A 23,106-nucleotide genomic window follows, 5' to 3' on the forward strand; every position below is an offset into this window, starting at 1 on the left:
GTCGTCTCGCCTCGGGATATCACGCCTCGGCTTCACCCTGTTCTTCGCCAGCTGCGCCAGGGACGTGCTGGTGATGGTTGACGGCACGGGCCGGCACCACGGTGGAAATGGCGTGCTTGTAGACCATCTGGCTCACGGTGTTCTTCAGCAAAATGACAAACTGGTCAAACGATTCGATCTGACCCTGCAGTTTGATGCCGTTCACCAAATAGATAGAAACAGGAATCCGCTCACGGCGCAGCGCATTCAAAAACGGGTCTTGGAGAGATTGCCCCTTAGCCATCTTCTTTTCCTTATAGTTTGTTGTTTTTAAACACCGGATATCAATATAACAACCTGATTATACAGGAGTGTCAAGCCACTCCGGCACGGGCAACGACCCTTGCCAGATTGCCAGACTCACCAGATTCCAACCAGGTGACTTCAGGCCAACCGCGCAACCAGGTCATTTGACGCTTGGCCAACTGGCGGGTGGCAACAATTCCGCGATAGCGCATCTCATCATACTCCACTTCCCCTGCCAGGTAGTCCCACATTTGGCGGTAGCCAACGCAGCGAATAGCGGGCAGGTCGGGGGTGAGATCGCCCCGCTCATAGAGCGCCCTGACCTCTTGTTCGAACCCGCTTTGCAACATCTTGTCAAAGCGCTGTTCGATGCGCTGGTGCAACAGGGCGCGATCGCTCGGGGCGATGGCAAATTGATGCACGCGATAGGGTAATCCTTCCCCCTGTACCTGGGTCAGCTCGGTGAGCGTCTTGCCACTGATGCGATAGACCTCGAGTGCCCGACTCAGACGCTGCGGGTCATTGGGATGGATGCGCGCCCCGGCAACCGGGTCTATGCGCACCAGCTCCTCGTGCAACGCCTGCCAGCCGAGGCGAGCCGCCTCTTCCTCAATCCCGGCACGAACGACAGGGTCGGCGGATGGCAGCGGCGAGAGTCCCTCCAGCAGCGCCTTGAAATAGAGCATTGTGCCCCCCACTAGCAGCGGAATGCGGCCACGGGCGACTATGTCGTCCATCTCCCGCAAGGCATCGCGGCAAAAATCCGCCGCCGAATAGCTCAAGGCAGGATCGAGCATGTCGATCAGCTTGTGGGGTGCCAGGGCCAGCTCGTCGGCCGTCGGCTTGGCGGTGCCGATATCCATGCCGCGATAGATGAGCGCAGAATCCACGCTGATGATGTCGCAGGGCAGAGCCTGACACAGATTGATGGCGAGATCCGTCTTGCCGGAGGCCGTCGGCCCCATCAGAAAAATTGCAGTCGGCAAGTCAGCCACGTGAAAAACTCCCCTTGCATGGTCGCCACCGGAGCGGGCGCACCTGCAAAAACTTATCTATTGGTCGAAGAGGCGGCCATCCCGCCCCTCAGTTGCCATCGGCAAACTCGGCCAGCACGCTCGCCAACGACACGGGGCGCACCATGCGCGTGTCTGCCAGTTGGTCACCGTAATCGGTCACAAGTTCCGTCAGCAAACGACTGGCAGTTGAAAAATCATATACTTTTTCGCGGCTTATCCCCTGCTCCACCAGCCATTGGCATAATACTTCAGCCAGCTGGCTCGCATCACTGTCAGATCCGCTCTCGATAATTTGCAACAATTCGGGTAATAACCGCACCAGATCTGTCTGGCGCAGCAAGGCTGGCACCCGAGTCAGGATCATGGTGTCGCGCCCCCCGTTTTTCAACTCCAGTCCCATGCGTTTGAGCAAACGTTCCTGCTCTTCAACCAGCGCTATCAGGTTCTTTGGCAACTTGAAGGAAACCGGCAGCAGCAGCGGTTGCGCCGCCAGTCCCTGTCCCCAGGCCTCCAGCAGCCAGTTGCGCAGCAGCAGGCGCTCGGCCCGCACCAGCGAGAGCAGTGCCAGCTGGCCGTCTCGCGCCAGCAGCAGATAGGCCTGCTCCACCAGGGTTAGCGCCCGCCAGACGCCTGGCGCGGCCTGAACGGCTGCGTTGACCGCCACCGCCGAGGTAGCGGGTACAACAGACGCGGGACCCGCACCGGGCAAGGTGGTGAGCAGCGCGCCCATGCCACGCATCGCCTCCCGGCTGGGGGGCTCGGGCGGCTGATAATTGCCGGCCCGCCCTGCACCACCCCCTTCCCGCACTTCCTGGGCCGGCGCCCGATAGTTGTGCTCGGCGCCGTACCACTCGGGACGGGGCGCCTGGCCCGGGTATTCAATCTGCCCGCTGACCGGCAGCTCGACCAGAGTCTCGGCCAGCGGCTCGCCCTGTTCGGCTCTGGCGGCCGCCTCCCGGTGCAGGGCGGTGAACAGCGCCTGGAAGATGAAGTCGTGGATGAGGCGCGCCTGATGGAAGCGCACCTCGTGCTTGGCCGGATGGACGTTCACATCCACCTGATGGGGATCCAGCTCGATATAGAGCACATAGGCGGCAAAGCGGTCGGCGGGCAGCAGCTCGTCATAGGCCTGGCGGATGGCGTGATTGATGAGCTTGTCGCGCATCATGCGGCCGTTCACATAGGTGTATTGCAGATCGTTCTGCGGTCTGGCCCCCTGCGGGGTCGCCAGCCAGCCCCACAGGCGCACGTCGCTGTGCTCGCTTTCCACCGCCAGCGCGTGGTGCATGAAGGGGGTACCACAGACGGCGGCCAGGCGGCGCTCCTGTTCGGGCACCGTATTGGCGGCCTTGTACTGGCGCATCACCTTGCCGTTGTGGCGCAGGATCAGGGTGACATCGAAACGGGAGAGCGCGATGCGGCGCACCAGCTCGTCGATATGGGCAAACTCGGTCTTTTCGCTGCGCATGAACTTGCGCCGCGCGGGGGTATTGAAGAAGAGATCCACCACCTCCACCGTAGTGCCCACCGGATGGGCCGCCGGCTTGACGGTGACCTGCATCTCGCGCCCTTCCGCCTGGGCTTGCCAGGCCTCGGACTGATCCTGGGTGCGGGAGGTGAAGGTGAGACGGGAGACAGAGCTGATGGAGGCGAGCGCCTCGCCGCGAAAGCCCAGGCTGCAGATCCCTTCCAGATCATCCAGAGTCGCCACCTTGGAGGTGGCATGGCGCGACAACGCCAGCACCAGCTCGTCTTTGGCGACGCCGCAGCCGTTGTCACGGATGCGGATCAGTTTGGCGCCGCCCTTGTCGATGTCGATCTCGACCCGGTCGGCCCCCGCGTCCAGGCTGTTTTCCACCAGCTCCTTGACGACCGAAGAGGGCCGCTCCACCACCTCGCCTGCGGCAATCTGGTTGGCCAGAATGGGCGGTAAAATACGGATCGGCATGGCTTGCTCCTGACCTTTAGTCTTGCGGGATCCAGACCCAGTCACCACTGAGTAGGGCCGCCCCCCCCCTCTCCTGCGACAATCTGGTTGGCCAGGAAAGGCGATAAAACAGGAAGCGGCATGGCTGCCCACTGTCTCTATTCTTGGGGGATATAGAGCACCTGCCCTATCTGGATATCCCGTGATTTGAGTTTGTTGATCTCCACCAGGCGCGCCTGGCTCACCCCGAACTTCTCGGCGAGGCGAGAGAGACTCTGGCCGCGGGTGACCACGTGGCGGATCATCCTGGCCTTGTCGTTGCTCTGCACGCTGCTGACAGGCACGCTCGGCTCCTTGGCGGCCACCACATAGGGCTTGATCACACCGGCGCCGGACGAGCTGCTGACGCTGCTGACCGGAGCGCCGCCATCGCTGCTGCGGTTTGGCTCGGTGGCCGGCATCCGGTTGGTCACCACGGGCTGCGACTGCACCTGCGCCAGTTTGCTCACGGCGGCAGGCTTGCTCGCCGCCACGGGTCTGCTGACCGCCGCAGGCTTGCTGGCCTGCCCCTTGCCGGTCAACATGGCGCCCTTGGTCGGGTGGGCACGGTAGTAGTTGCGGATGCCTTCGAAGATGGCGCGAGCCAGCTGATCCTGATAGGCAGGGGTCGCCAGCAGCTTCTCTTCGGCGTGGTTGGAGATGAAGCCCGTCTCCACCAGCACAGAGGGGATGTCAGGCGCTTTCAGCACCGCCAGACTGGCGTGCTCCGGCGCCTTCTTGTGCAACCTGGCCACCTTGCCCATGGAGCGCAGGATCTGGCGGCTGACGTCGTAGCCCTCGGCGCGGGACTTGTCCATGGAGAGATCGAGGAAGGTCTGCGCCAGATAGGGGTTGGGATCGGATTCGGCCAATACCTTGCCCACCCCGCCCAGCAGTTCGCCCTGTTTCTCCTGCTTCTCCAGCCAGCTGCCCATCTCGCGATTGGCACGGTTGGTCGACAACACCCAGACAGAGGCACCGCGCGGGGTGGAATTGTGGAAACTGTCCGCGTGCACCGACACCAGCAGGTCGGCCTTGGCCTTGCGGGCTATCTCGGAGCGCTTGTTCAGATCGACGAAGTAGTCGCCACGACGGGTCAGCACGGCGCGCATGCCGGGTTCCCTGTCGATGAGTGCCGCCAGCTTCTGGGAGACAGCCAGGGTGACCCGCTTCTCATAGGTACGGCGCGGACCTATGGAGCCCGGATCTTCCCCGCCATGGCCCGGGTCTATGGCGATCACCACCCCCCGGCCCTTGCCGCCAACAGGCGCGGCCTGCACGGCGGCGGAGGCTTTCTCTTCATAGGGCAGGTCGATCACCAGCCGGTGACCATAGGGGCCAGCCGGCGCCAGCGGGAACACCACCGGCTTGATGGTGGAGCTCAAGTCCAGCACCAATCGCAGGCCGCCCTTCTCCAGCGGAGAACTCTCGCGGATCTTGCGCACCAGCTCGCTGTTGTTCTCGATGCGAGCCAGATTGGTGACGTTGTTCGCCCCTTTCAGGTCGATCACCAGCCGATCCGGGCCTGTCAGGGTGAAGTAGTTGTAATTGGGGGCGCTGCTCATGTCGAGCACCACCCGGGTGTTATCCGGCGATGGCCACACCCGCACACTCTTGAGCTGATTCGCCCAGGAGGGTAAGGCCATCAGAGAGAGGGCAATAACAAGGATCAAGCGCACGTAGATGACAACCGTTCCAGAATGGCTTCGCCAATCGCAGTGCGAGCCTCTATCAGAGCCTCACGCTGCTCGTTTACATAAGTCAGGGTGATGTCCAGATCGGGCGCCGGCAGCCAGCCTTCACCCTTTTCTGGCCACTCCACCAGGCAGAGGGTATTGGCGGCAAAGTAGTCCCGAATGCCCATGAACTCCAGCTCTTCCGGATCGGCCAGGCGGTAGAGATCGAAGTGGTAAACCTGCCACTCGGCCAGTTCATAGGGCTCGACCAGAGTGTAGGTCGGGCTCTTGACCTTGCCCTGATGGCCCAGCCCCTGCACCCAGCCACGGGTCAGGGTGGTTTTTCCGGCCCCGAGGGAGCCGTGCAAGAACACCGTGGTCGCCTGCTGGCAGGCGTGTGCCAAACGGCCACCCAGTGCCACTGTTGCTGCCTCGTCCGGCAGTGTCATCATCAACTGTTTTGCCATGTTCTTCTTTAACTTGTTATGGTGTCGGGATTAACCAGTCGACGGATAAAAGGCAGCAGGTCCGATGCCAGCATGCCCCGCTCTCCGTCTGCGGCGGCCAGATCGGCCGCTTCCCCGTGGATCACTGCGCCCAGCCGGGTTGCCTCGACGGCAGACCAGCCCTGGGCCAAAAGGGCGGCGATTATACCAGATAACAGATCGCCCATGCCGCCACTGGCCATGCCGGGATTGCCCTCGTCACAGAGCGCAATTCCCTTGCCGTCACAGATGAGCGTTCCCGCCCCCTTGAGCAGCACGACACCGCCAAAAACTTGCTGCAAGCGCCGCACGGCGGCAAAACGATCTGCTGCAATCTCGGCAATGGAGCAGCCCAGCAGGCGGGCCGCCTCACCCGGGTGAGGCGTAAGCACCCAATTATCCTGATGACGGGGACATAGCGCCAGCCAATTCAATCCATCGGCGTCCAATACCAGCCGTGTCCCCTCATTGACCAAGGACTCAAAATGGCGGCGACCCCATTCGTCCTGACCGAGTCCCGGCCCCACCAGCCGCACCGAGGCCCAGCACTCATCCGCATCGGCCTGCGTATTCATCAACTCGGCTTGATAAAGGCTGACGGAACCATGACTCGGGTGCTGACATACCCGCACCAGACCGGCTCCTGCCCGCAGGCAGGCAAGACCCGCCAGCACTATGGCGCCCTGCATGCCCACATTGCCCCCCACCAGCAGCACCTTGCCGTGGGAACCCTTGTGGGCCGAGCGCTGGCGCGGTGTCAGCCACTGCTTGATGCCGGGGTAATCGATCCGTTCGGCAGCCGCTTGCAGGCCAGCCTCCGGCGTGACGCCGAGGGGATCGCAATCGAGCCGGCCGACACCATCCACCCCCTCGCCGGTGAGCATGCCCTGCTTGATGCCGATGAAGGTGAGGGTGCGGCTGGCTCGGACCAGGGCCCCCATGGCACGGCCCGTGTCGGCATCGAGGCCGGAGGGCAGATCCACCGCCAACACCGGTGCTCCCAAGCTATTGATTGTTGCGACGATCTTTGTCAGAAGCGGCGAGAGGGGGGTATGGACACCTGTGCCGAGCAGTGCATCTATCACCAGATCCGGCGGCGGCAGTGAATCAAGCTCGCTCGCGCCGGCCATCAGCACAGTCCCGCCCTGCGCCAGCCACTCATCGGCGGCCCGTCTGGCATCCCCCTTCAGCCCGGCGGGCTCCCTCGCGGCGATCACCTGGGGCTCGAGACCGATCTGCCTGGCGAGGCGGGCCAGCACATAGCCGTCACCGCCGTTGTTGCCGGGACCGACGAAGATCCACCAGTTGCGGCTCTGCGGCCAATGGTGGGTGGCATAGGTGCGCAGCGCCGCACCGGCCCGCTCCATCAGGGCGTAGAGCTCCTGCCCTTCGCGCTCGGCCCAGCGCTGCTCCAGCGCGCGGATCTGTTCAGTCCGCCACAGTGATTGTGGTAAACTGCGCACCTCTTTCCCGCTGATAGCATCCCCGATGACCTGTACCATGATGGCTCCTGACTTTCATCCATTGGCCCTGGCTGACACGCGCCGGGCACCCGATGCGACATGACCACAGCTGATTTTCACTGCCGGTTGACCCAGGACATCCCGCCTTTGGGACCGGATGCAGCATGAGCACGCCTGAGTTTCACCGCAGGTTGACCCAGGACATCCAGCCTTTGGGGCCGGATGCAGCATGAGCACGCCTGATTTGCAGCAGTTGGCCCACGATATCAAGCTATGGGCGAGCGAGCTAGGATTTGACCAGATCGGCATCACGGACACGGATCTCAGCCTCGAAGAGCCCAGGTTGCAGGCCTGGCTGGATGCCGGTCATCACGGCAGCATGGACTACATGGCCCGCCACGGCATGATGCGCGCACGTCCCCATGAGCTGTTACCCGGCACCCTGCGGGTGCTGTCGGTGCGGATGAACTACCTCCCCTTCGAAGCCGGTTTCGCCGCCACCCTGCGCGACCCGACCCTCGGCTACATCAGCCGCTATGCCCTCGGCCGCGACTACCACAAGGTGCTGCGCAACCGCCTCAAGCAGTTGGGCGATCGCATAGAACAACGCTGCCGGGAACTCTGTCAGGCCACGGGAGAGTGGCGCCCCTTTGTCGATTCGGCCCCCATACTGGAGCGGCCGCTGGCCGCCAAGGCGGGGCTGGGCTGGATCGGCAAGCATTCGCTGCTGCTCAACGAGTCGGCGGGTTCCTTCTTCTTTCTGGGAGAGCTGCTGATCAGCCTGCCGCTGCCGCTGGATGCCCCGGTGGAAAAAGAGCAGTGCGGCAAGTGCGTGGCCTGCATCAATATCTGCCCGACCGGCGCCATAGTCGCGCCCTATGTGGTGGATGGGCGCCGCTGCATCTCCTACCTCACCATAGAGAACGACGGCCCCATTCCGGAAGAGTTCAGGCCGCTGATGGGCAATCGCATCTATGGTTGTGACGACTGTCAGCTCATCTGCCCCTGGAATCGCTATGCGAACGTGAGCCCCGAGCCCGACTTCAGCCCGCGCCCCAACCTGCACCGCCCGCCGCTGCTCGAATTGTGGCGCTGGAGCGAGAGCGAGTTTCTCAAGCACACTGAGGGGAGCCCGATCCGGCGTATCGGCTATCAGCGCTGGCGCCGCAACCTGGCGGTGGCACTCGGCAACGGCCCGGCCACCCCGGACGTCATAGCCGCGTTGCAGCTGGCGCAGGACGAGGCAGAGCCCATGGTGGCCGAGCACATAGCGTGGGCGCTGGCGACCCTGGCCCGGCGCCAGCAGGATGACAGCAAAAAAACCCGCTTGTTGATCCGTTGCATCGAAAAAGGTCTGCCGGATCACGCATAAGTGATCTGCCCCTTGCTGGATACACGTCATTTTTTCATGCTCTGCCGACGGTTAACCGTCGGCACTATAAAAGGAACAATCTGATGCAGATGTTGGGAGTGGATATCGGTGGCTCAGGGATCAAGGGATGCCTGGTCGATACCGAAACGGGCGAGCTGATTGGCGAGCGCCATCGTCTGGTGACGCCGCAACCGGCCACCCCGGCCGCCGTTGCACATACACTCAAGGCACTGGTGGAACATTTCCAATGGAAGGGCCCGGTGGGCTGCGGCTTTCCCGCCACCATCCACAACGGCATCGCCAAGAGCGCGGCCAACATCGACAAGAGCTGGATTGAGACCGATGCCGCCCACCTGTTTGCCGATGTGACCGGCCTGCCCTGCCACGTGATCAACGATGCCGATGCGGCTGGCCTGGCCGAGATGCGCTTCGGGACCGGCAAGGATCGCAGCAAGGGTGTCATCATCCTCATCACGGTCGGCACCGGCATAGGCACAGCCGTGTTCGTCAACGGCCAGCTGCTGCCCAACACCGAACTGGGCCATCTGATGCTGGAAGGCATGGTTGCCGAGCACTACTGCTCGGATGCGGTGCGCAAACGCGAGGATCTCTCCTGGAGCCGCTGGGGCAAACGCTTCAACAAATACCTGGCTCGCCTCGAGTTTCTGTTCTCTCCCGACCTCTTCATTCTGGGGGGCGGCAGCTCCTCCAAGCTCGACAAGTTCATCGACAAGATTGAGACCCGGGCCCCCCTGGTGGCGGCCGCCAACCTCAATCAGGCCGGCATCATAGGCGCCGCCCTCCATGCCGCCGAGCTCAGCCGGGAACAGGCCCCCCGCTGAGCCGGACGCCTGGCAGAGAATAAGAGAGGCCCGGCAGATGCCGGGCCTCTCTTATTGCCCCCCTGTGCTAGATATCGTCGAGTCTATGCACCCCGTGCACCAGCCGGGTCAGGCGGGTCTGCTCCAGCGATGACAGCGCACTCAGCAGTGCGGCCGTCTCTTCCGTCGGGCATTCGCGGGCCAGGTGGCCCAGCTCGCCGATGAGTTTCTCTTCCTGACGGCACACTTGCTGCACTATGTCCTGAGTCTGGGCCGTGGCAGGCAGTGACAGCCGCTGGATGTCAGGCAGCAGATCCTCGCTGAACCCTCGCTCAAGCCAGGTCTCCCTGATCCCGCCCCCCAGCTGGCACAGGTAGTCGTGCAGATGGGCCCTGGCCGTTTCCTCCCGTTCTTGCAGATAGGCCAGCAGCATGCGGCTACGCTCGCCATCCACCTCGGCCATCAGCCGCCCGTAACAGAGCCCGAGCTGGTGATGAACCAGTTCCAGATACAGCAGCAAGTCCTTGATCTGTTGAAATCGCATTGCCCTGCCCTCCCGCATACCATGTCCTTTCAGTATAAAAAACAGGCAATTGCAATCCAAGTCCAAGCGTGGCGCTTGTTGCGCTGCATCAAGACGCAGGCCAAGAAAGCAGCGATCAGAACAAAGTGGAATGATTTGTGCCAATCCGGGTGCGATAGCAGCATGACCAGGCAAACCCGACTCGCGACTAATAAAGAAGGAGATAAGACCACATTTACCATGTGATATTCGGAGATATGGCTACACTGCCAAATACAATATTGATGTGAGCGAGATCACCGTCCGCGTTAGTCGGCAGACGGGAATCCTTAGCACTTTTTTAGACGTCTAGAAGTATAAACACGCGTTGACACAGCCATCCAGACATCTTAGCATCATCCTCCATGATGACAGAGCAACCCAGTGGAACCTCTGCCCAATTCACCCGCCTGTAGCGCCCTGTGCTTTAAGGCTGTTAGCACGGAAGAATCCATGATTAAGTTGAACGGTCTCAACAAAGTCTACGGTAAAGGCAGTGATGCCGTGCACGCCCTGCGTGACGTGAGCCTGCATGTGCCACAAGGCAAGATTTTCGGGGTGATCGGCGCCTCGGGGGCCGGCAAGAGTACCCTCATTCGTTGCGTCAACCTGCTGGAGCGCCCGACAGAGGGCCAGGTCATAGTCGATGGCCAGGATCTGGTCGCCCTGCCGGAGCGGGAGCTGACCCAGGCCCGCCGCCAGATCGGCATGATTTTTCAGCACTTCAACCTGCTCTCCTCCCGTACCGTGTTCGCCAATATCGCGTTCCCGCTGGAGCTGGCAGGCTGGAGCAAGGCCCAGATCCAGGCCCGGGTCGACGAATTGCTGGCCCTGGTCGGGCTGGAAGCGCGTGCCCACGCCTATCCGTCCGAGCTGTCAGGCGGTCAGAAGCAGCGCGTCGCCATCGCCCGCGCCCTGGCGCCGGCCCCCAAGGTACTGCTGTGTGACGAGGCCACTTCGGCCCTGGATCCGCAGACTACCCGTTCGATCCTGAGTCTGCTCAAGGAGATTAACGTCAAACTGGGGCTCACCATCTTGCTCATCACCCACGAGATGGACGTGGTGAAGGGGATCTGTGATGACGTTGCCATCATCAGCGATGGCAGCCTGATCGAGCAGGGCGAGGTCGCCTGGTTCTTCAGCAACGCCAAGACCCAGCTGGCACGGGATTTCATCCACTCCACCATACATCTGGAGGTGCCGCAGGAGTATCAGGACAGGATGAGTGCCGAGCGGGTGGCCAACAGCTATCCGCTGGTGAAGCTCGGCTTTACCGGCAGCACGGTCGATACGCCCCTGATTTCCGAGGCGAGCCGTCGCTTCAATATCGACATCAGCATTCTGAGCGCCGATATCGAGTACGCCGGGGGCGTCAAGTTCGGCTTCCTGCTGGCGGAGCTGTTCGGGGATGAGGCCCAGTGCGAGGCCACCCAGCAGTTCCTGATAGACAATCATATTCAGCTGGAGGTCATGGGTTATGTCCGCAGCAATGACTGATCTGCTCATCACTGCCCTCAAGGGCTGCCAGACGCAGTCCCTGATCACAATCGCATTCAGCTGGAGGTAATGGGTCATGTCCGAAGCAATGATTAATCTGCTGGTCACAGCGCTCGGCGATACCCTGCTGATGGTGTTTGCCTCCGCCCTGTTTGGCTGCCTGCTCGGCCTGCCGCTGGGTGTGGCACTGCACGTGACCAAGGCGGGCCAGATCCTGGCCAACCCGGCCCTGAACAAGTTGCTCGGCATCCTGGTCAACATTGGCCGCTCAGTGCCCTTCATCATTCTGCTGGTCGCCATCATTCCGCTGACCCGGCTGATCGTCGGCACCAGCATAGGGACCATAGCCGCCATAGTGCCGCTGACCATAGGTGCCGTGCCCTTCATCGCCCGTCTGGTGGAAGGAGCCCTGATGGAGGTGCCGGACGGCTTGCTGGAAGCGGCCAAGGCCATGGGTGCCAAACCCCTGCAAATCATTACCAAGGTGCTGCTGCCCGAGGCCCTGCCCGGCATAGTCAACAGCGTCACCATTACCCTGGTCACGCTGGTGAACTACTCCGCCATGGCCGGTGCCATCGGAGGCGGTGGTCTGGGTGATGTGGGTATTCGCTACGGCTACCAGCGCTTTGACCCCACCGTCATGCTGGCAACCGTCGTCATTCTGGTTTTACTGGTTCAACTCATCCAGAGCGCAGGTGAGCGCCTGGTCAACACATGTGATCATCGTTAATCGTCGATTTCTGACAGGAGGTTTTTATGAAATTTGGCATTAAATCCGTTGCGGCTGCCCTGCTGGCTGGCCTGGTTCTGGCCGGTTGTGGTCAGAAAGAAGAGAACAAGACCCTGAAAGTGGGCGCCATCGCCGGGGCGGAATCCCAGCTGGTGGAAGCCGCGGCCAAGGTCGCCAAGGACAAGTACGGTCTGACCGTCGAAGTCGTTACCTTCTCCGACTTCGCTACCCCGAACGTGGCCCTGAACGATGGCAGCATCGATCTGAACGCCTTCCAGCACAAACCGTATCTGGATAGCCAGGTCAAGGATCGCGGCTTCGATCTGGTGCCGGTCGGCAATACCTTCGTCTACCCCATCGCCGGCTACTCCAAGAAGATCAAGGCCCTGGCCGATCTGAAAGAGGGTGCGCAGATCGCCGTGCCGAACGATCCGACCAACCTGGGTCGCTCCCTGATCCTGTTGCAAAAGCAGGGCCTGCTGACCCTGAAAGAGGGTACCGGCCTGGAAGCGACCGTGCTCGACATCGCCAGCAACCCGAAGAAGCTGAAGATTGTTGAACTGGAAGCGGCCCAGCTGCCCCGTTCCCTGGAAGACGTGGATCTGGCCATCATCAACACTGTCTATGCCTCCCAGATCGATCTGCTGCCAAGCCGTGACGGCCTGTTCGTGGAAGACAAGGACTCCCCCTACGTCAACCTGATCGTCTCCCGTGGCAACAACAAGGATGACGCCAAGGTGAAGGAGTTCGTCCAGGCCTTCCAGAGCGACGAAGTGTACAAAACTGCTGACGAACTGTTCAAAGGCGGCATAGTCAAAGGTTGGTAATCACTCACTCTGCAAAAAAGGCCACGCCAAGCGTGGCCTTTTTTATTGCCGCGGTTATCATAACCGGGAGCACGGCAACACGAACGTAACAGAACATGAAAAAATGGTATCTGGCCTACTGCAAGCCAAAGGAAGAGGCCCGCGCCCGCGCCCATCTCGAAGCCCAGGGGATTGAATCCTATTACCCCATGGTCGAAATCGAGAAGCTGCGGCGGGGCAAGCGTGTCCCGGTGCGGGAACCCATGTTTCCCAACTATCTGTTCATCTATGTGGATCTGGAAGAGGTCACCCCCGTCACCCTGAAGTCGACCCGTGGCATCAGCCGCATCATCCACTTCGGCAAGGAGTGGACCTCCATCAGCAGCCAGCTGGTCTATCAGTTGATGAGCCGCGATGACAGCGACGAGGCGAGAGCCAGCTACGCCAACCTGCCGACCCAGGGCGACAAGGTGTTGATCGAATCTGGCCCGTTGGCCGGATTCGAGGCCATCTATCTGGAACCGGATGGGGAGAAACGTGCCATCCTGCTGGTCAGTCTGCTCAATCAGGAGACCTCCAGCAGTTTCGACAACCAGTCTTTCCGCCGGCTGGACTAAGCCTCATCAGGCATCCATGGCGAGCAAGGCCTCACGCCTGCTGGCCAGTCTGCTCAATCAGGAGACCTGCAGCAGCTTCGACAACCAGTCTTTCCGCCGGCTGGACTAACCCGGCGAGCAAGGCCTCGCTCCTGCTGGTCAGTCTGCAGAACCAGGAGACATCCAGCAGTGTCGACACGCCTGGATTGAAAAAACGGGGCAGGCCCATCGGCCTGCCCCGTTTTTTTGCCGTCTGGTTCCACCTCAGGCATCCAGCTCGAAGCGACTGATGACGGACGTCAACCGCCCCGTATCCTGCGCCAGTCTGGCCACTATCTCCTCCCCCTGCCGGCTGCGCTGACTCGACTGACGGCTGAGCCCGGCGATCTCCTCCACAGTGCCCGCCACCTCCTGGGCAACCCGGGACTGCTGCTCGGTGGCGGTGGCGATCGCCCCCAGCTGACCGGACAGATCCTGCACCAGCTGCAGCATGGCACTGAGCGTCTCCGTCACAGACGCGACCGCATCCCGGCCCTGTTCCACCAGCTGGGTCCCGCTGCCGACCGTGCTCACCGTCTGGCGAGTCTGTTGCTGAATGCTGGCGATGGTCTGGCTGATCTCGGCCGTCGACTGGCTGGTGCGGCTGGCGAGCAGACGCACCTCATCGGCCACCACGGCAAAACCGCGCCCCTGCTCCCCCGCTCGCGCCGCCTCGATGGCGGCGTTGAGCGCCAGCAGATTGGTCTGCTCGGCTATGGTGGCGATCACCTCGGTGACGCGCCCCACCTGCTCGCTCTGGGTGCTGAGCAGCCCCATGGCCTGATTGGCCTGGGCAATCATGGTCGCTATCTCCTGCATGGTGGCGGTCATGCGGCCGAGAGCATTGCCCCCTTGCCGCGTCTGCACCTCGGCCTGCTGGGCGGCCCGGGCCGCGTCGGCTATGTTGCCCGCCACATCCCGGGTGCTGACCGACATCTGTTCGATCGCCGCAGCCACCGTATCGACCCGCTGATTCTGGCTCGCCAGATCGGTGACTATGGCCCGGGTGGTGTCGCCGACCTCGACGCATGCCCCCTCCACCTGCCCCACGGCCCCCTGGATCTCGCCGACCAGCTGGCGCAGCTGCAGGGACATCTGGTTGATGGAGCCCGTCAGCCCGCCCAGTTCATCCTGGCTCTGCACCGGCAGAGGGCGGGACGGCAGACGGCCGTTGGCCACCAGATCGGCCCGCACCACCAGGCTGGCGATGTCCCGGGTCAAGCGGCGGCTGAACAGCAGGGCCACCAGGGTGCCCAGCACTATGACGGTCAGGGTGGCCAGCAGCAGGGTACGGTTGATGGTTTGTCCGGCGCTGGCCATCTTGTGGCCCATGCTGTCCACCTCGGCGCGGGTCTGGGTGACCTGGGCCGCCAGCTGGCCGGCCAGCTGGGTCAGTGCAGGCTCGATATCGGTCGCCATCAGGTAGTTGGCCTGATCCCAGTCCGGCGCCTGACGCTTGCTGATCACCTGACCCACCAGCTCGGCGAAGGGGGCGGACATCTCTTCAAACAGCGACCAGAGGCCCTTCTCGGCCTCGGTAAAGTTGGCCTGCTGCTGTTTCACCTCGGCGACGCGCTGCTGGTGGAACTGGTAGTAGTCCTGATATTTGGTGCGATATTCGGGATCACCCGAGATGAGGAAGTCGCGCAGGGCGGAGAGCGCATTGGAGAGGCCGTTGTAGGCATCCCCCACCTGCTTGAGCAGCAGCCGGCGATCCCCCGGCAGCTGATCCTGCGGGGTGGCCACCTCTTCATTGGCAAAGGATTGCAGCTGATCGAGGGCCGATTCCGCCAGCGGGCCCGCCTCCAGCAGCATGAGTGTGTGGGCGGGCAGGTTCTCCTCGGTATGGGCGATGGCCCACACCTTCTCCTGATTGCCCTTGAACGCCTTGAGGGACTGGGCGAGGGCCGGTGTGAACGGCTGCCGTTCGATGGCCTGCCAGGCCCCTTCCCACTCCTGCTTGAGGCGGGCGGCCTGGGCCGGATCCTTGCCAAGGATGAGGTAACCGCGCAAGGAGGAGACGGTCGCCACCAGCGCCTTCTGGCTCGCCTCATCCCGCTGCAGGGCGGGCAGCGCCTGCTCCAGCAGATTGGTTTCGGCCTGCCCGATCCGGCCAAGCTGGTGATAGACCAGGGCGGAGGAGAGGAACACCAACAGGTTGATAAAACAGAAGCTGAGCAATAACTTGCTTGAAATTTTCATGAACGTCCTTGTTCAACTGCGGGCATGCTGCCCGGCACTCAGTCCCCGATCAGACCCGGTAACCGTTCGCGCCAGGTGTCATGCCACCCCATCAATTCATCGCGCGGCATGGGCCGGGCGGAGAAGAAGCCCTGACACACGTCGCACCCCAATCTGGCCAGCAGTCGCCAGGTCAGTTCATCCTCAACCCCCTCGGCGACCGACTTGAGCCCCAGTTTGCGGGCCAGTTCGATACTTGACTCTATTATGGCCAAACGTGAGGGGTCCTCATAGCAGCGATCGACGAAGGACCTGTCCAGCTTGAGCTCGGTGAAGGGCAGCAGGGCCAGCTGCTGCATGGAGGAGTAGCCGGTCCCGAAGTCATCGATGGAGAGCCCGAAGCCGTGCATTCGCAGCCGGGTCAGCACCTCCAGCGACTTGCCCAGATCCTTCACGAACGAGCTCTCGGTCACCTCCAGGGTGATGAGCTCGGGGTTGATGCTCCAGCGCTGGCACTGGTTGATCAGGGTGTTGCAGAGATCCCCCTCGATGAGGGAGGTGGTGGAGAGGTTCATCGACAGGTTGAGGGAGAGCCCGGTCTGCTCCCACAGGTGGCCATCGCGCAGGGACTTGCTGATGATCACCTCGGTCAGCTGGTCGATGAGACCGTTGTGCTCCGCCAGCGGGATGAAGCGAGCCGGCGAGATGAGGCCGTAGTCCGGGTGCTGCCAGCGGGCCAGCGCCTCCATGCCGACCCACTGGCCCGAGCCAAAGCTCACCTTGGGCTGATACCAGGGCAGCAACTGATCCTGCTCCAATGCCTGACTCAACTCATCCAGAGTCAGGCTGTGGCCGTCCTCCTCCTGGGCCCGCTCCTGTTGCGGCCGCCAGGCACCGATCAGCTGGCTGATCTGCTGCTGGCTGGAGGGCTTCTCGATGCGCCCCAGCACCTGCAGACCATAGGCGGCGCTCATCCGCAGCACGGCTTCGACCACGTCATCTTCCAGCGCGCTGGAGAGGATGATGCCGCCACGAAAGCCGCCGAGGGAGAGGCGGCGCAGCAACGCCATGCCATCCATGCCGGGCATGCGCAGATCGCAAAACAGGATGTCGACCTGATGACGCTGACACATGGCCAGCGCCTCCAGCCCGTCCTGAGCCTCCAGCAGGGAGGGATAACCTAGCCCACGGATCTGGTGCATCAGTGCCTTGCGCTGGAACGCGTGGTCTTCCACCACCATGATCACCAACTCATGCTGTGTCTTGTTCATCGAGCCATAGTCCAATTTCGCGTGTAATAGAGTTCATCAGCGCCTGTACTGTCTGACTCAACTCGGTGAGTTCTTCCAGCTGCTTCAGACGGGCCGCCGCTTCGAGTCGAGCCGCTTCCTCTGCCAATGCCAACTGCCCCACCATGCGGGCAGCGCCCTTGATGCGGTGCGCCGTCTCCACCAGGGCATGGGTATCCTGGCGGGCCACCGCCTGCATCATGTCATCGCCATCCTGGCGGTTGGAATCCAGGTACTCCCGCGCCATGCTGCGGGCCACCTCCTCATCCCCGAACAGCGAGATCCAGCACTCTCCCTGCTCCCTGGCCGGTTCGGGCGATTGTGGCGCCGCCTCGTCCACCGGCACGACCACCGGCAGCCAGCGAGCCAGCATCTGGCGCAGGGTATCCAGGGTGTAGGGCTTGAACAGCATGTCGTTCATGCCGGCCTGCTGCATCTGCAGGCCGGCCCCTTCCGACGTATCGGCCGTGACCCCTATGATGGGAGCCTGCTCCCCCTGCGCCCGCAGGGTCCGGGTCAAGCTGTAGCCATCCATCACCGGCATGTGACAGTCGGTCAGCAGCAGGGAAAAGTCCTGCCCCTGCCAGGTGCGCAGCGCCTTCTCGCCATCGTCCACCACTTCGGCATCCACCCCGAGAATGGCAAGCTGGCGCGCCAGCAGGGCGCGATTGATGGGATGATCGTCGGCCACCAGCACGCGCCCCTGCAACTGAGCGGCATAGGCCTGCACCGGATGGATCGCTTTTTCCCCCAGCAACTGGTGACAGGTCTCCAGCAACAGATCGGGGTAAAGCGGGGATTGACCCAGGCGCCACCAGGCATCCGAACCCATGCGGCCACGCAGCGCTTCCAGCGGGGAGAGCACTATGCCCTTGAGGGCGGATTGCTGCAAACGCGTCGACCACTCGCTGCCCAGCGCCTGTTCGAGCCAGCTCTCTTCCGCTAATAACAAACCACTCACCGGCTGCTGCCACTGCTGCGGGTCCAGACGATTCAAGCTGGCCCCCAGCCGCAGCATGGCAGACTGCAGGGCCGCATCCTCGCCAAACAGCCACCAGTGCTGGCCTGCCAGCGGCGGCGCATCCCATTGGCACTCCGTCAGCGGGAAACCGAACGTCAGCCGGGTTCCCTGACCCGGTTTGCTCTCAAGGGCCAGGCTGCCCCCCATTTTCTGGGCCAGCTGATGACAGATGGCCAGCCCCAGCCCGGTGCCACCGAAGCGTCGGGTTATGTCGGACTCCACCTGCTCGAACGGGGTAAACAGGCGATCCTGCTTCTCTTCGGCAATGCCGATGCCGGTATCGCTGACGGCGATGAACAGTTGCTCGGCGCGATAGCTGACCTGGATGCGGATCTCGCCCCGCTCGGTGAACTTGACCGCATTGTTGAGCAGATTGGAGAGCACCTGCCCCACTCGCACGACGTCGATGCGGGCCTGATCCGGCACCTCGGGCGCCCACTCCAGCGTCACCTTCAGCCCCTTGCCATGGGCCAGGGTGGCATGACCGCGGATCACGTCGCAGATCACGGAGGCGAGGCGACCATCCTGATAATGCAGCTGCAGCTGGCCCGCCTCTATCTTGGAGAAGTCGAGCACGTCGTTGACCAGATAGAGCAGGTTGTTGGTGGAGGTGATGACGTTGCGCAGCATGTAGCGCTGATCTTCGTTCAGCTCGCTCATCTGCAGCAATTCCAACATGCCGTGCATGCCGGAGATGGGGGTTCTGAGCTCGTGGCTCATGGTGGCGAGGAAGCGGCTGCGCACCTGCATCGCCTGTTCCGCATAGGCGCGCGCCTCTCGCAGCTCGTTCTCCTGACGCTTGAGTGCCGTGATGTCCTGGATCACCCCGTTGAGGATCAGATCCCCCTCTTCCTGCGGCACGAAACTGCCGCGTACCTGCAAATAGCGATCCCCTTCGGGGCGCACGACCCTGACCTCCAGATCGAGCGGCGCCAGCGTCTCGGCATGATTGGCCACCTTGCTGACAAAGTCCTGCAGCGCCTCTTCGGTAAAGCCGAACACCTCGCCCCCCGACTCGGCCGACATAATATCTTGCTGACTGGCGCCCAGGATCTCGCTCGCCCCCTGGGAGGCATACAAGAAGCGGCCCTTGCCAGGCCCCTGCCACAGGTATTGATAGACTATGCCCGGCATGCTGTCGGTGATCTGGGTGAGCCGGGTCTCCGCTTTGCGGGCCCGCTCCTCGGCCTCCTTGATGCGGGTCACGTCGGTGAGCACGGTCAGTACGCCCAGCATGTCACCGTTCGGAGAACGATAGGGGCGCTTGGCATAGATGACGTGGAACATGGCACCATCCTGGCGGCGGCTGTACCCCGCCCCTTCCAGCTGCTCACCGCGCTGCCACACCGCCAGCTCCTCCCTGAGCACCCGCTCCCGCTCCTGGGGCGGCATGCCGTCGAGATCGTCGCAATCATCGCCGACCTTGGCCCCGATGAAGGCATCCCGATAGGCCTGATTGCAGAGGGTGATACGCTGCTCGCGATCCCGCAGCGCCACCATGTTGGGCAGGGAGTTGAGCAGGGTCTGCACGAAGGTCAGCTGCTCGTTCAACTTGTGCTCGGCCAGCTGGCGCTGGACTATCTGGCGGCGCAGCGTGCGGTTCCAGCCGATGAACAGCAAGACGCTGAGCAGGAAGGCGCCGATCCCGAAGGAGGACCAGAGCAGTACGGTCGCCGGATTGATGCCGGTCTGTATGCTCAAGGAGAGCCATTTGTGCTCCAGTTTGGCCAGTTCCTCCGGCCGGATGGAGATCAGCACCTTGGTCAGGATCTGCTGCAGCATGGGATCTTGCTGGTGCACCGCCATGGCGACAGGCACCCGCAGCTCGTTGCCGGAGAAGACCACCTGATAGCGATTGTTGAACCCCTTCTGCAGCGCCTGCTCCAGGGTCGTCATGCTCATCAGCACATAGTCGACCTCATGCTGATCGAGCAGGGGCAACAGCCTGGTGTCGCTGCTGACCGTCACCGGATAGGCCCCCACCTCCTCAAGTATCAGCTCCTCGACCGAACCACCGACTATGCCCACCTTGTGGCCCTTGAGTGCGTTGAGGTTTTCCAGCTCCTTGCCCCCCTGCCTGGCGGCGATCACCCTGTGAATGAAGGCGTAATCCGGGGTAAACAGTGTGTACTGGCGCCGCTCGGCTGTGGGGGTAATGGCCGGAATGAGATCCAGCTTGCGCGCCTTGAACAGCGCTTGAGTCTCGGCCCAGCTGCTGGTCGGCACCAGGGTGAATTTGAGGCCGGAGCGCATGCTGAGCAGCTTGAGCAGATCGGCGAGGAATCCCTTGAGCTGACCATTGCCGTCAATTTCACTCACCGCCGGCCAGTCGGGGGCGACGCCGAATCTCAGGGTCGGGTGCTGCGCCAGCCACTCCAGCTCGCTCTGGTTGAACACTATCTGACGGGGGCCGTTGGCCAGTTCGTAGTCGACTATGCCGCCAGTCTCCAGAATGCGGCGTCGTTCATCGAGAGGGATATCGTTGAGAGCCAGCTCCAGCAGGCCCAGCAGACCCTGATTGTTGGGGCCTACCGCCATGGCCAGCGAGGTATCGGTCACCCACTCCGGGGTGATCACCTTGAGCCCGGCCTGCTGTTGCAGGCGCTGCAAGCGAACCAGGGCGGGCAGATCCGCCAGATAGGCATCCGCCAGACCTTTCTTCACCATGAAGACAGCCTCGTCGCTGCTGTCGGCCTCCACCAGGTGCGCCATGCCAAGCTGCTCCAGTTCCTCACAGGAGCTGAAACCGTGTTCACACACCCAGCGCAGTTGACGGGCCGCCGGCAGGCTCAGCTGATCATCCCCCTTCGCCAGCAGGATGCCACGGGGCAGCCCCATGAGATCCGAGGTAAAACGCATCTGTTGCTGCCGGGAGTGGCTGGGGGTCACGCCGATCAGCATGTCGACCTCGCCATCGAGCAGGGCCTGCTGGGCTCCGGCATAGTAGGGATAGGTCTTGTAGCGCAGGGTCAGCCCCAGCCGGCTTGCGACCAGGGAGGCAAAATCGTCGAGCGGGCCGCTGAAACCACCCCGGCTATTGGCATAGACATAGGGGGGCCAGGCTACCGAGGGCATGCCGACCACCAGGTCGCTGCGCGAGGCGAGCCACAGCCGCTCGGACAACCCCAGTCGATCCTTGTCCAGGCCGGTTTCTGCCACGGCAGCAAGGCTCCAGCAGGCAAGCCAGCACAACAGGAAGGCGCGATAGCAAAGACGCAACATGGACAACTCCTGAACAGATCGGAGAGCGATGATAGAGATTTTGGCAAAATGTGCGAATGAAAATTCGTAACCAAACTCAACCGGATACGAAAAATGGCAGGCCTGAGCCTGCCATTTTCCTGCAAGAAGGGGGCCAAGCCCCACATCATCAGGTTATTCGATTCCCAAGCCGGAAGCCGGTTTGATATTCCTGCTCACGGACGTGGGCGATCTGCACATTTTGCCCTTCCAGACCTATGTCTTTCAGCAAGGCGGGCGAGAGGTGCAGGTAACTGGTGCGGCGTTCCAGCCGGGTGATCCGCTTCTGAACCAGGGATTCGACGGTGCGCAGCAGGGTCAGTTCGATAGACATAATATTCTCCAGTTGAACGTGCGGTTCTCCCGGAGAGGGGGCATCACCCTGCGGGACAACCGCGGGTGATGAAAAAGCAGGTGTTACCTGTTTCCTCCACGCGGCAGAAAAAGAGCACGAGTCTTCGCGCTGCTGATGCAGCGGTCGAACGCAACGTTTAGCATTGAATGTTGCATATCCGTCTCCTTACCGAGTGAAAGTTGAACAAGTTGCCACAGTCTAAAAAAAGACCGAATTTTATACAAGAACCTCACCCCCCATATGGGGAGTGAGCCATCTATCAATATCCAGACGAGACACAGGTCTCTCGCCCGTCAGCCGCACACATCCGCTCCCGGACGGCACGCACAGGATTTGCCTGGCGCGAGTCAGATCCCGGACAAGAGGCGGAACTCTTCCAGCGCATAGGTATCCGTCATGCCGCTCACATAGTCGAGCAGCAGCCGCACCCGGTAGTACCACTCCTGTTCGGCACCCTTGTCAAAACGGGGATCCCGGTTGGCCACCGCCAGCCGGTATGCCTTGAGATGACGGGCCGACAGGCGGTGAAACAGGCGGCGGGCGAAGAACAGCTCGCTGCCCCCCTGCCCGGCCAGCAGTCGCTCGAACTGGCTGGCGGGCAGCGCCAGCAGGCAGGCATAGGTGGAGAGCACGCCACGCAGGGCGGCATAGCCTTCCAGCTCCAGCGCCTCCACCTCGGGCCGCATGAACACCTGCTCGCGGGCCACCTGCTTGAGGGTGTCGAGCACCTGCGCCGCCGGCGCCTGACCGTGCAGCAACGCCTGGGGATAGGCGCCACTCAGTATGATGTCGTGCTCGCTCACATAGGTGTGGGCGGCCAGCGCGATCAGATCACGGGTAAGATGCTGGCGAAAATGGGGGAAGAAGCCTCTGTCAGAGGCGGTGGCATCCGCCAGCAAGCCCGCCATGTAGGCGCCCTCATCGGCCAGACGCAGCGCCTGTTGCAGCTCGCTCAGGCTGAGAATGCGCCTGTCCACCGCATCTTCGAGATCGGCGATGCAGTAGGAGATGTCGTCGGCCGCCTCCATGATGTAGACCAGCGGGTGGCGGCAACCGGGCGCCAGTCCCAGGCTCTGGCTCAGGGAACGGTAGAGGGGTTGTTCACTGAAGAAGATGCCGCGCTTGCTGGCCCAGCCATGATGCTGACCGTCGTGCAGGGGCTGCTGCGGATACTTGCACAGGGCGGCCAGCTGCCCCAGGGTCAGATTCAACTCGTGCAGGCTGTGCACCAGCCGCAGGCTCTGGGCGTTGCCGTCGAACACCAGCAGATCCTGGCGCAGTTCGGCCCACTGGGGGCTGGGCGCCTGGCCAAGGGCAGCGGCAAACAGATCATCCAGCGCCTGTGCCAGCCACTGGCTCATCACCTGCTCGCCAAAGTGGCCGAACGGCGGGTTGCCGACATCGTGCAGCAGGCAGGACATCTCCACCAGATTGATGAAGGCCCCCTCGCACACCGAGCCCGCCGGCAGCGCCGCCAGAACGCGGCGGCTGATCTGGCGGCCGGTCTCCTGCACCTCCAGCGAGTGAGTGAGACGGCTGCGCACCGAGGCCTTCACATCGAGCGGGAAGACCTGGGTCTTCTGCTGCAAGCGGCGCACCGGCGCGGCCTGCACTATGCGGGCACGATCCAGCTCGGTCGCCTCCAGCAGATCTTCGTCGCCCCAGCGATGGATGCGCTCGGGGGTAATCAAACGGCTATACATGTG

18 protein-coding genes are annotated in these 23,106 nt (G+C 62.4%); 6 read left to right on the forward strand and 12 right to left on the reverse strand.

Translation table 11 applies throughout. The features are described from left to right. Positions 1 to 19: 19 nt before the first annotated feature. The 6 genes from hfq to ACM3N8_RS07525 form a co-directional block, all read right to left on the reverse strand. Positions 20 to 283, reverse strand: a complete 264-nt coding sequence (gene hfq / locus ACM3N8_RS07500) for an RNA chaperone Hfq (protein ID WP_005311664.1) — start codon at positions 281 to 283, stop codon at positions 20 to 22. A gap of 70 nt (positions 284 to 353) precedes the next feature. After that, positions 354 to 1,271 carry a tRNA (adenosine(37)-N6)-dimethylallyltransferase MiaA gene (gene miaA, locus ACM3N8_RS07505; protein WP_290019625.1) on the reverse strand — a complete coding sequence of 306 codons (918 nt, stop codon included), beginning with the start codon at positions 1,269 to 1,271 and terminating at the stop codon, positions 354 to 356. A gap of 97 nt (positions 1,272 to 1,368) precedes the next feature. After that, positions 1,369 to 3,249 (reverse strand): DNA mismatch repair endonuclease MutL, encoded by a 1,881-nt coding sequence (mutL, locus tag ACM3N8_RS07510; protein WP_290019611.1) that lies wholly within the window; start codon positions 3,247 to 3,249, stop codon positions 1,369 to 1,371. Positions 3,250 to 3,386: 137 nt separating this feature from the next. Continuing rightward, positions 3,387 to 4,946 (reverse strand): N-acetylmuramoyl-L-alanine amidase, encoded by a 1,560-nt coding sequence (locus tag ACM3N8_RS07515; protein ID WP_416015841.1) that lies wholly within the window; start codon positions 4,944 to 4,946, stop codon positions 3,387 to 3,389. Next, complete coding sequence (gene tsaE, locus ACM3N8_RS07520) at positions 4,937 to 5,410, reverse strand: tRNA (adenosine(37)-N6)-threonylcarbamoyltransferase complex ATPase subunit type 1 TsaE (RefSeq protein WP_042865703.1); 474 nt, start codon at positions 5,408 to 5,410, stop codon at positions 4,937 to 4,939. Before tsaE ends, ACM3N8_RS07515 begins: the two co-directional genes overlap by 10 nt. Positions 5,411 to 5,418: 8 nt before the next feature. Beyond that, complete coding sequence (locus tag ACM3N8_RS07525; protein ID WP_290019609.1) at positions 5,419 to 6,930, reverse strand: NAD(P)H-hydrate dehydratase; 1,512 nt, start codon at positions 6,928 to 6,930, stop codon at positions 5,419 to 5,421. Positions 6,931 to 7,120: 190 nt separating this feature from the next. On the opposite strand from ACM3N8_RS07525, the gene queG reads away from it, so the two are divergent. Both queG and ppgK read left to right on the forward strand, forming a co-directional pair. Next, positions 7,121 to 8,263, forward strand: coding sequence for a tRNA epoxyqueuosine(34) reductase QueG (gene queG, locus ACM3N8_RS07530; RefSeq protein WP_290019608.1), 1,143 nt, complete (start codon positions 7,121 to 7,123; stop codon positions 8,261 to 8,263). 83 nt (positions 8,264 to 8,346) lie between these two features. Continuing rightward, entirely contained in the window at positions 8,347 to 9,105 is a 759-nt protein-coding gene (gene ppgK / locus ACM3N8_RS07535) for a polyphosphate--glucose phosphotransferase (RefSeq protein WP_043141820.1), read from the forward strand. Between the two features lie 67 nt (positions 9,106 to 9,172). On the opposite strand, the gene ACM3N8_RS07540 is transcribed toward ppgK, so the two are convergent. Next, positions 9,173 to 9,628, reverse strand: a complete 456-nt coding sequence (locus tag ACM3N8_RS07540) for a hypothetical protein (protein WP_290019607.1) — start codon at positions 9,626 to 9,628, stop codon at positions 9,173 to 9,175. Positions 9,629 to 10,099: 471 nt separating this feature from the next. Here ACM3N8_RS07540 and metN point away from each other — a divergent pair, with 471 nt between their 5' ends. The 4 genes from metN (at position 10,100) to rfaH (ending at position 13,296) form a co-directional block, all read left to right on the forward strand. Further along, complete coding sequence (gene metN / locus ACM3N8_RS07545) at positions 10,100 to 11,143, forward strand: methionine ABC transporter ATP-binding protein MetN (RefSeq protein WP_043141816.1); 1,044 nt, start codon at positions 10,100 to 10,102, stop codon at positions 11,141 to 11,143. A gap of 76 nt (positions 11,144 to 11,219) precedes the next feature. Continuing rightward, the gene (locus ACM3N8_RS07550) at positions 11,220 to 11,873 is read left to right on the forward strand and encodes a methionine ABC transporter permease (protein ID WP_042865698.1); all 654 of its coding nucleotides are present in this window, start codon (positions 11,220 to 11,222) and stop codon (positions 11,871 to 11,873) included. Between the two features lie 26 nt (positions 11,874 to 11,899). Beyond that, positions 11,900 to 12,700 carry a methionine ABC transporter substrate-binding lipoprotein MetQ gene (metQ, locus tag ACM3N8_RS07555; RefSeq protein ID WP_043141813.1) on the forward strand — a complete coding sequence of 267 codons (801 nt, stop codon included), beginning with the start codon at positions 11,900 to 11,902 and terminating at the stop codon, positions 12,698 to 12,700. 95 nt (positions 12,701 to 12,795) lie between these two features. Then, the gene (rfaH, locus tag ACM3N8_RS07560; protein WP_043141811.1) at positions 12,796 to 13,296 is read left to right on the forward strand and encodes a transcription/translation regulatory transformer protein RfaH; all 501 of its coding nucleotides are present in this window, start codon (positions 12,796 to 12,798) and stop codon (positions 13,294 to 13,296) included. Positions 13,297 to 13,539: 243 nt separating this feature from the next. Here rfaH and ACM3N8_RS07565 read toward each other — a convergent pair whose 3' ends face one another. The 5 genes from ACM3N8_RS07565 to dgt form a co-directional block, all read right to left on the reverse strand. Further along, a complete protein-coding gene (locus ACM3N8_RS07565) occupies positions 13,540 to 15,516 on the reverse strand; it encodes a methyl-accepting chemotaxis protein (protein ID WP_290019606.1) in 1,977 nt (658 codons plus the stop codon). A gap of 38 nt (positions 15,517 to 15,554) precedes the next feature. Continuing rightward, entirely contained in the window at positions 15,555 to 16,766 is a 1,212-nt protein-coding gene (locus tag ACM3N8_RS07570; protein WP_043141807.1) for an EAL domain-containing protein, read from the reverse strand. Further along, a complete protein-coding gene (locus tag ACM3N8_RS07575; protein WP_416015847.1) occupies positions 16,747 to 21,027 on the reverse strand; it encodes an ATP-binding protein in 4,281 nt (1,426 codons plus the stop codon). Before ACM3N8_RS07575 ends, ACM3N8_RS07570 begins: the two co-directional genes overlap by 20 nt. Positions 21,028 to 21,175: 148 nt before the next feature. Further along, positions 21,176 to 21,379, reverse strand: coding sequence for a hypothetical protein (locus tag ACM3N8_RS07580; RefSeq protein WP_042039391.1), 204 nt, complete (start codon positions 21,377 to 21,379; stop codon positions 21,176 to 21,178). 368 nt (positions 21,380 to 21,747) lie between these two features. Then, positions 21,748 to 23,103 carry a dGTPase gene (gene dgt / locus ACM3N8_RS07585; protein WP_274452550.1) on the reverse strand — a complete coding sequence of 452 codons (1,356 nt, stop codon included), beginning with the start codon at positions 23,101 to 23,103 and terminating at the stop codon, positions 21,748 to 21,750. Between the last annotated feature and the right edge of the window lie 3 nt (positions 23,104 to 23,106).

This window comes from Aeromonas sp. A04 (genome assembly GCF_047780465.1).
GTDB lineage: Bacteria > Pseudomonadota > Gammaproteobacteria > Enterobacterales > Aeromonadaceae > Aeromonas > Aeromonas bestiarum.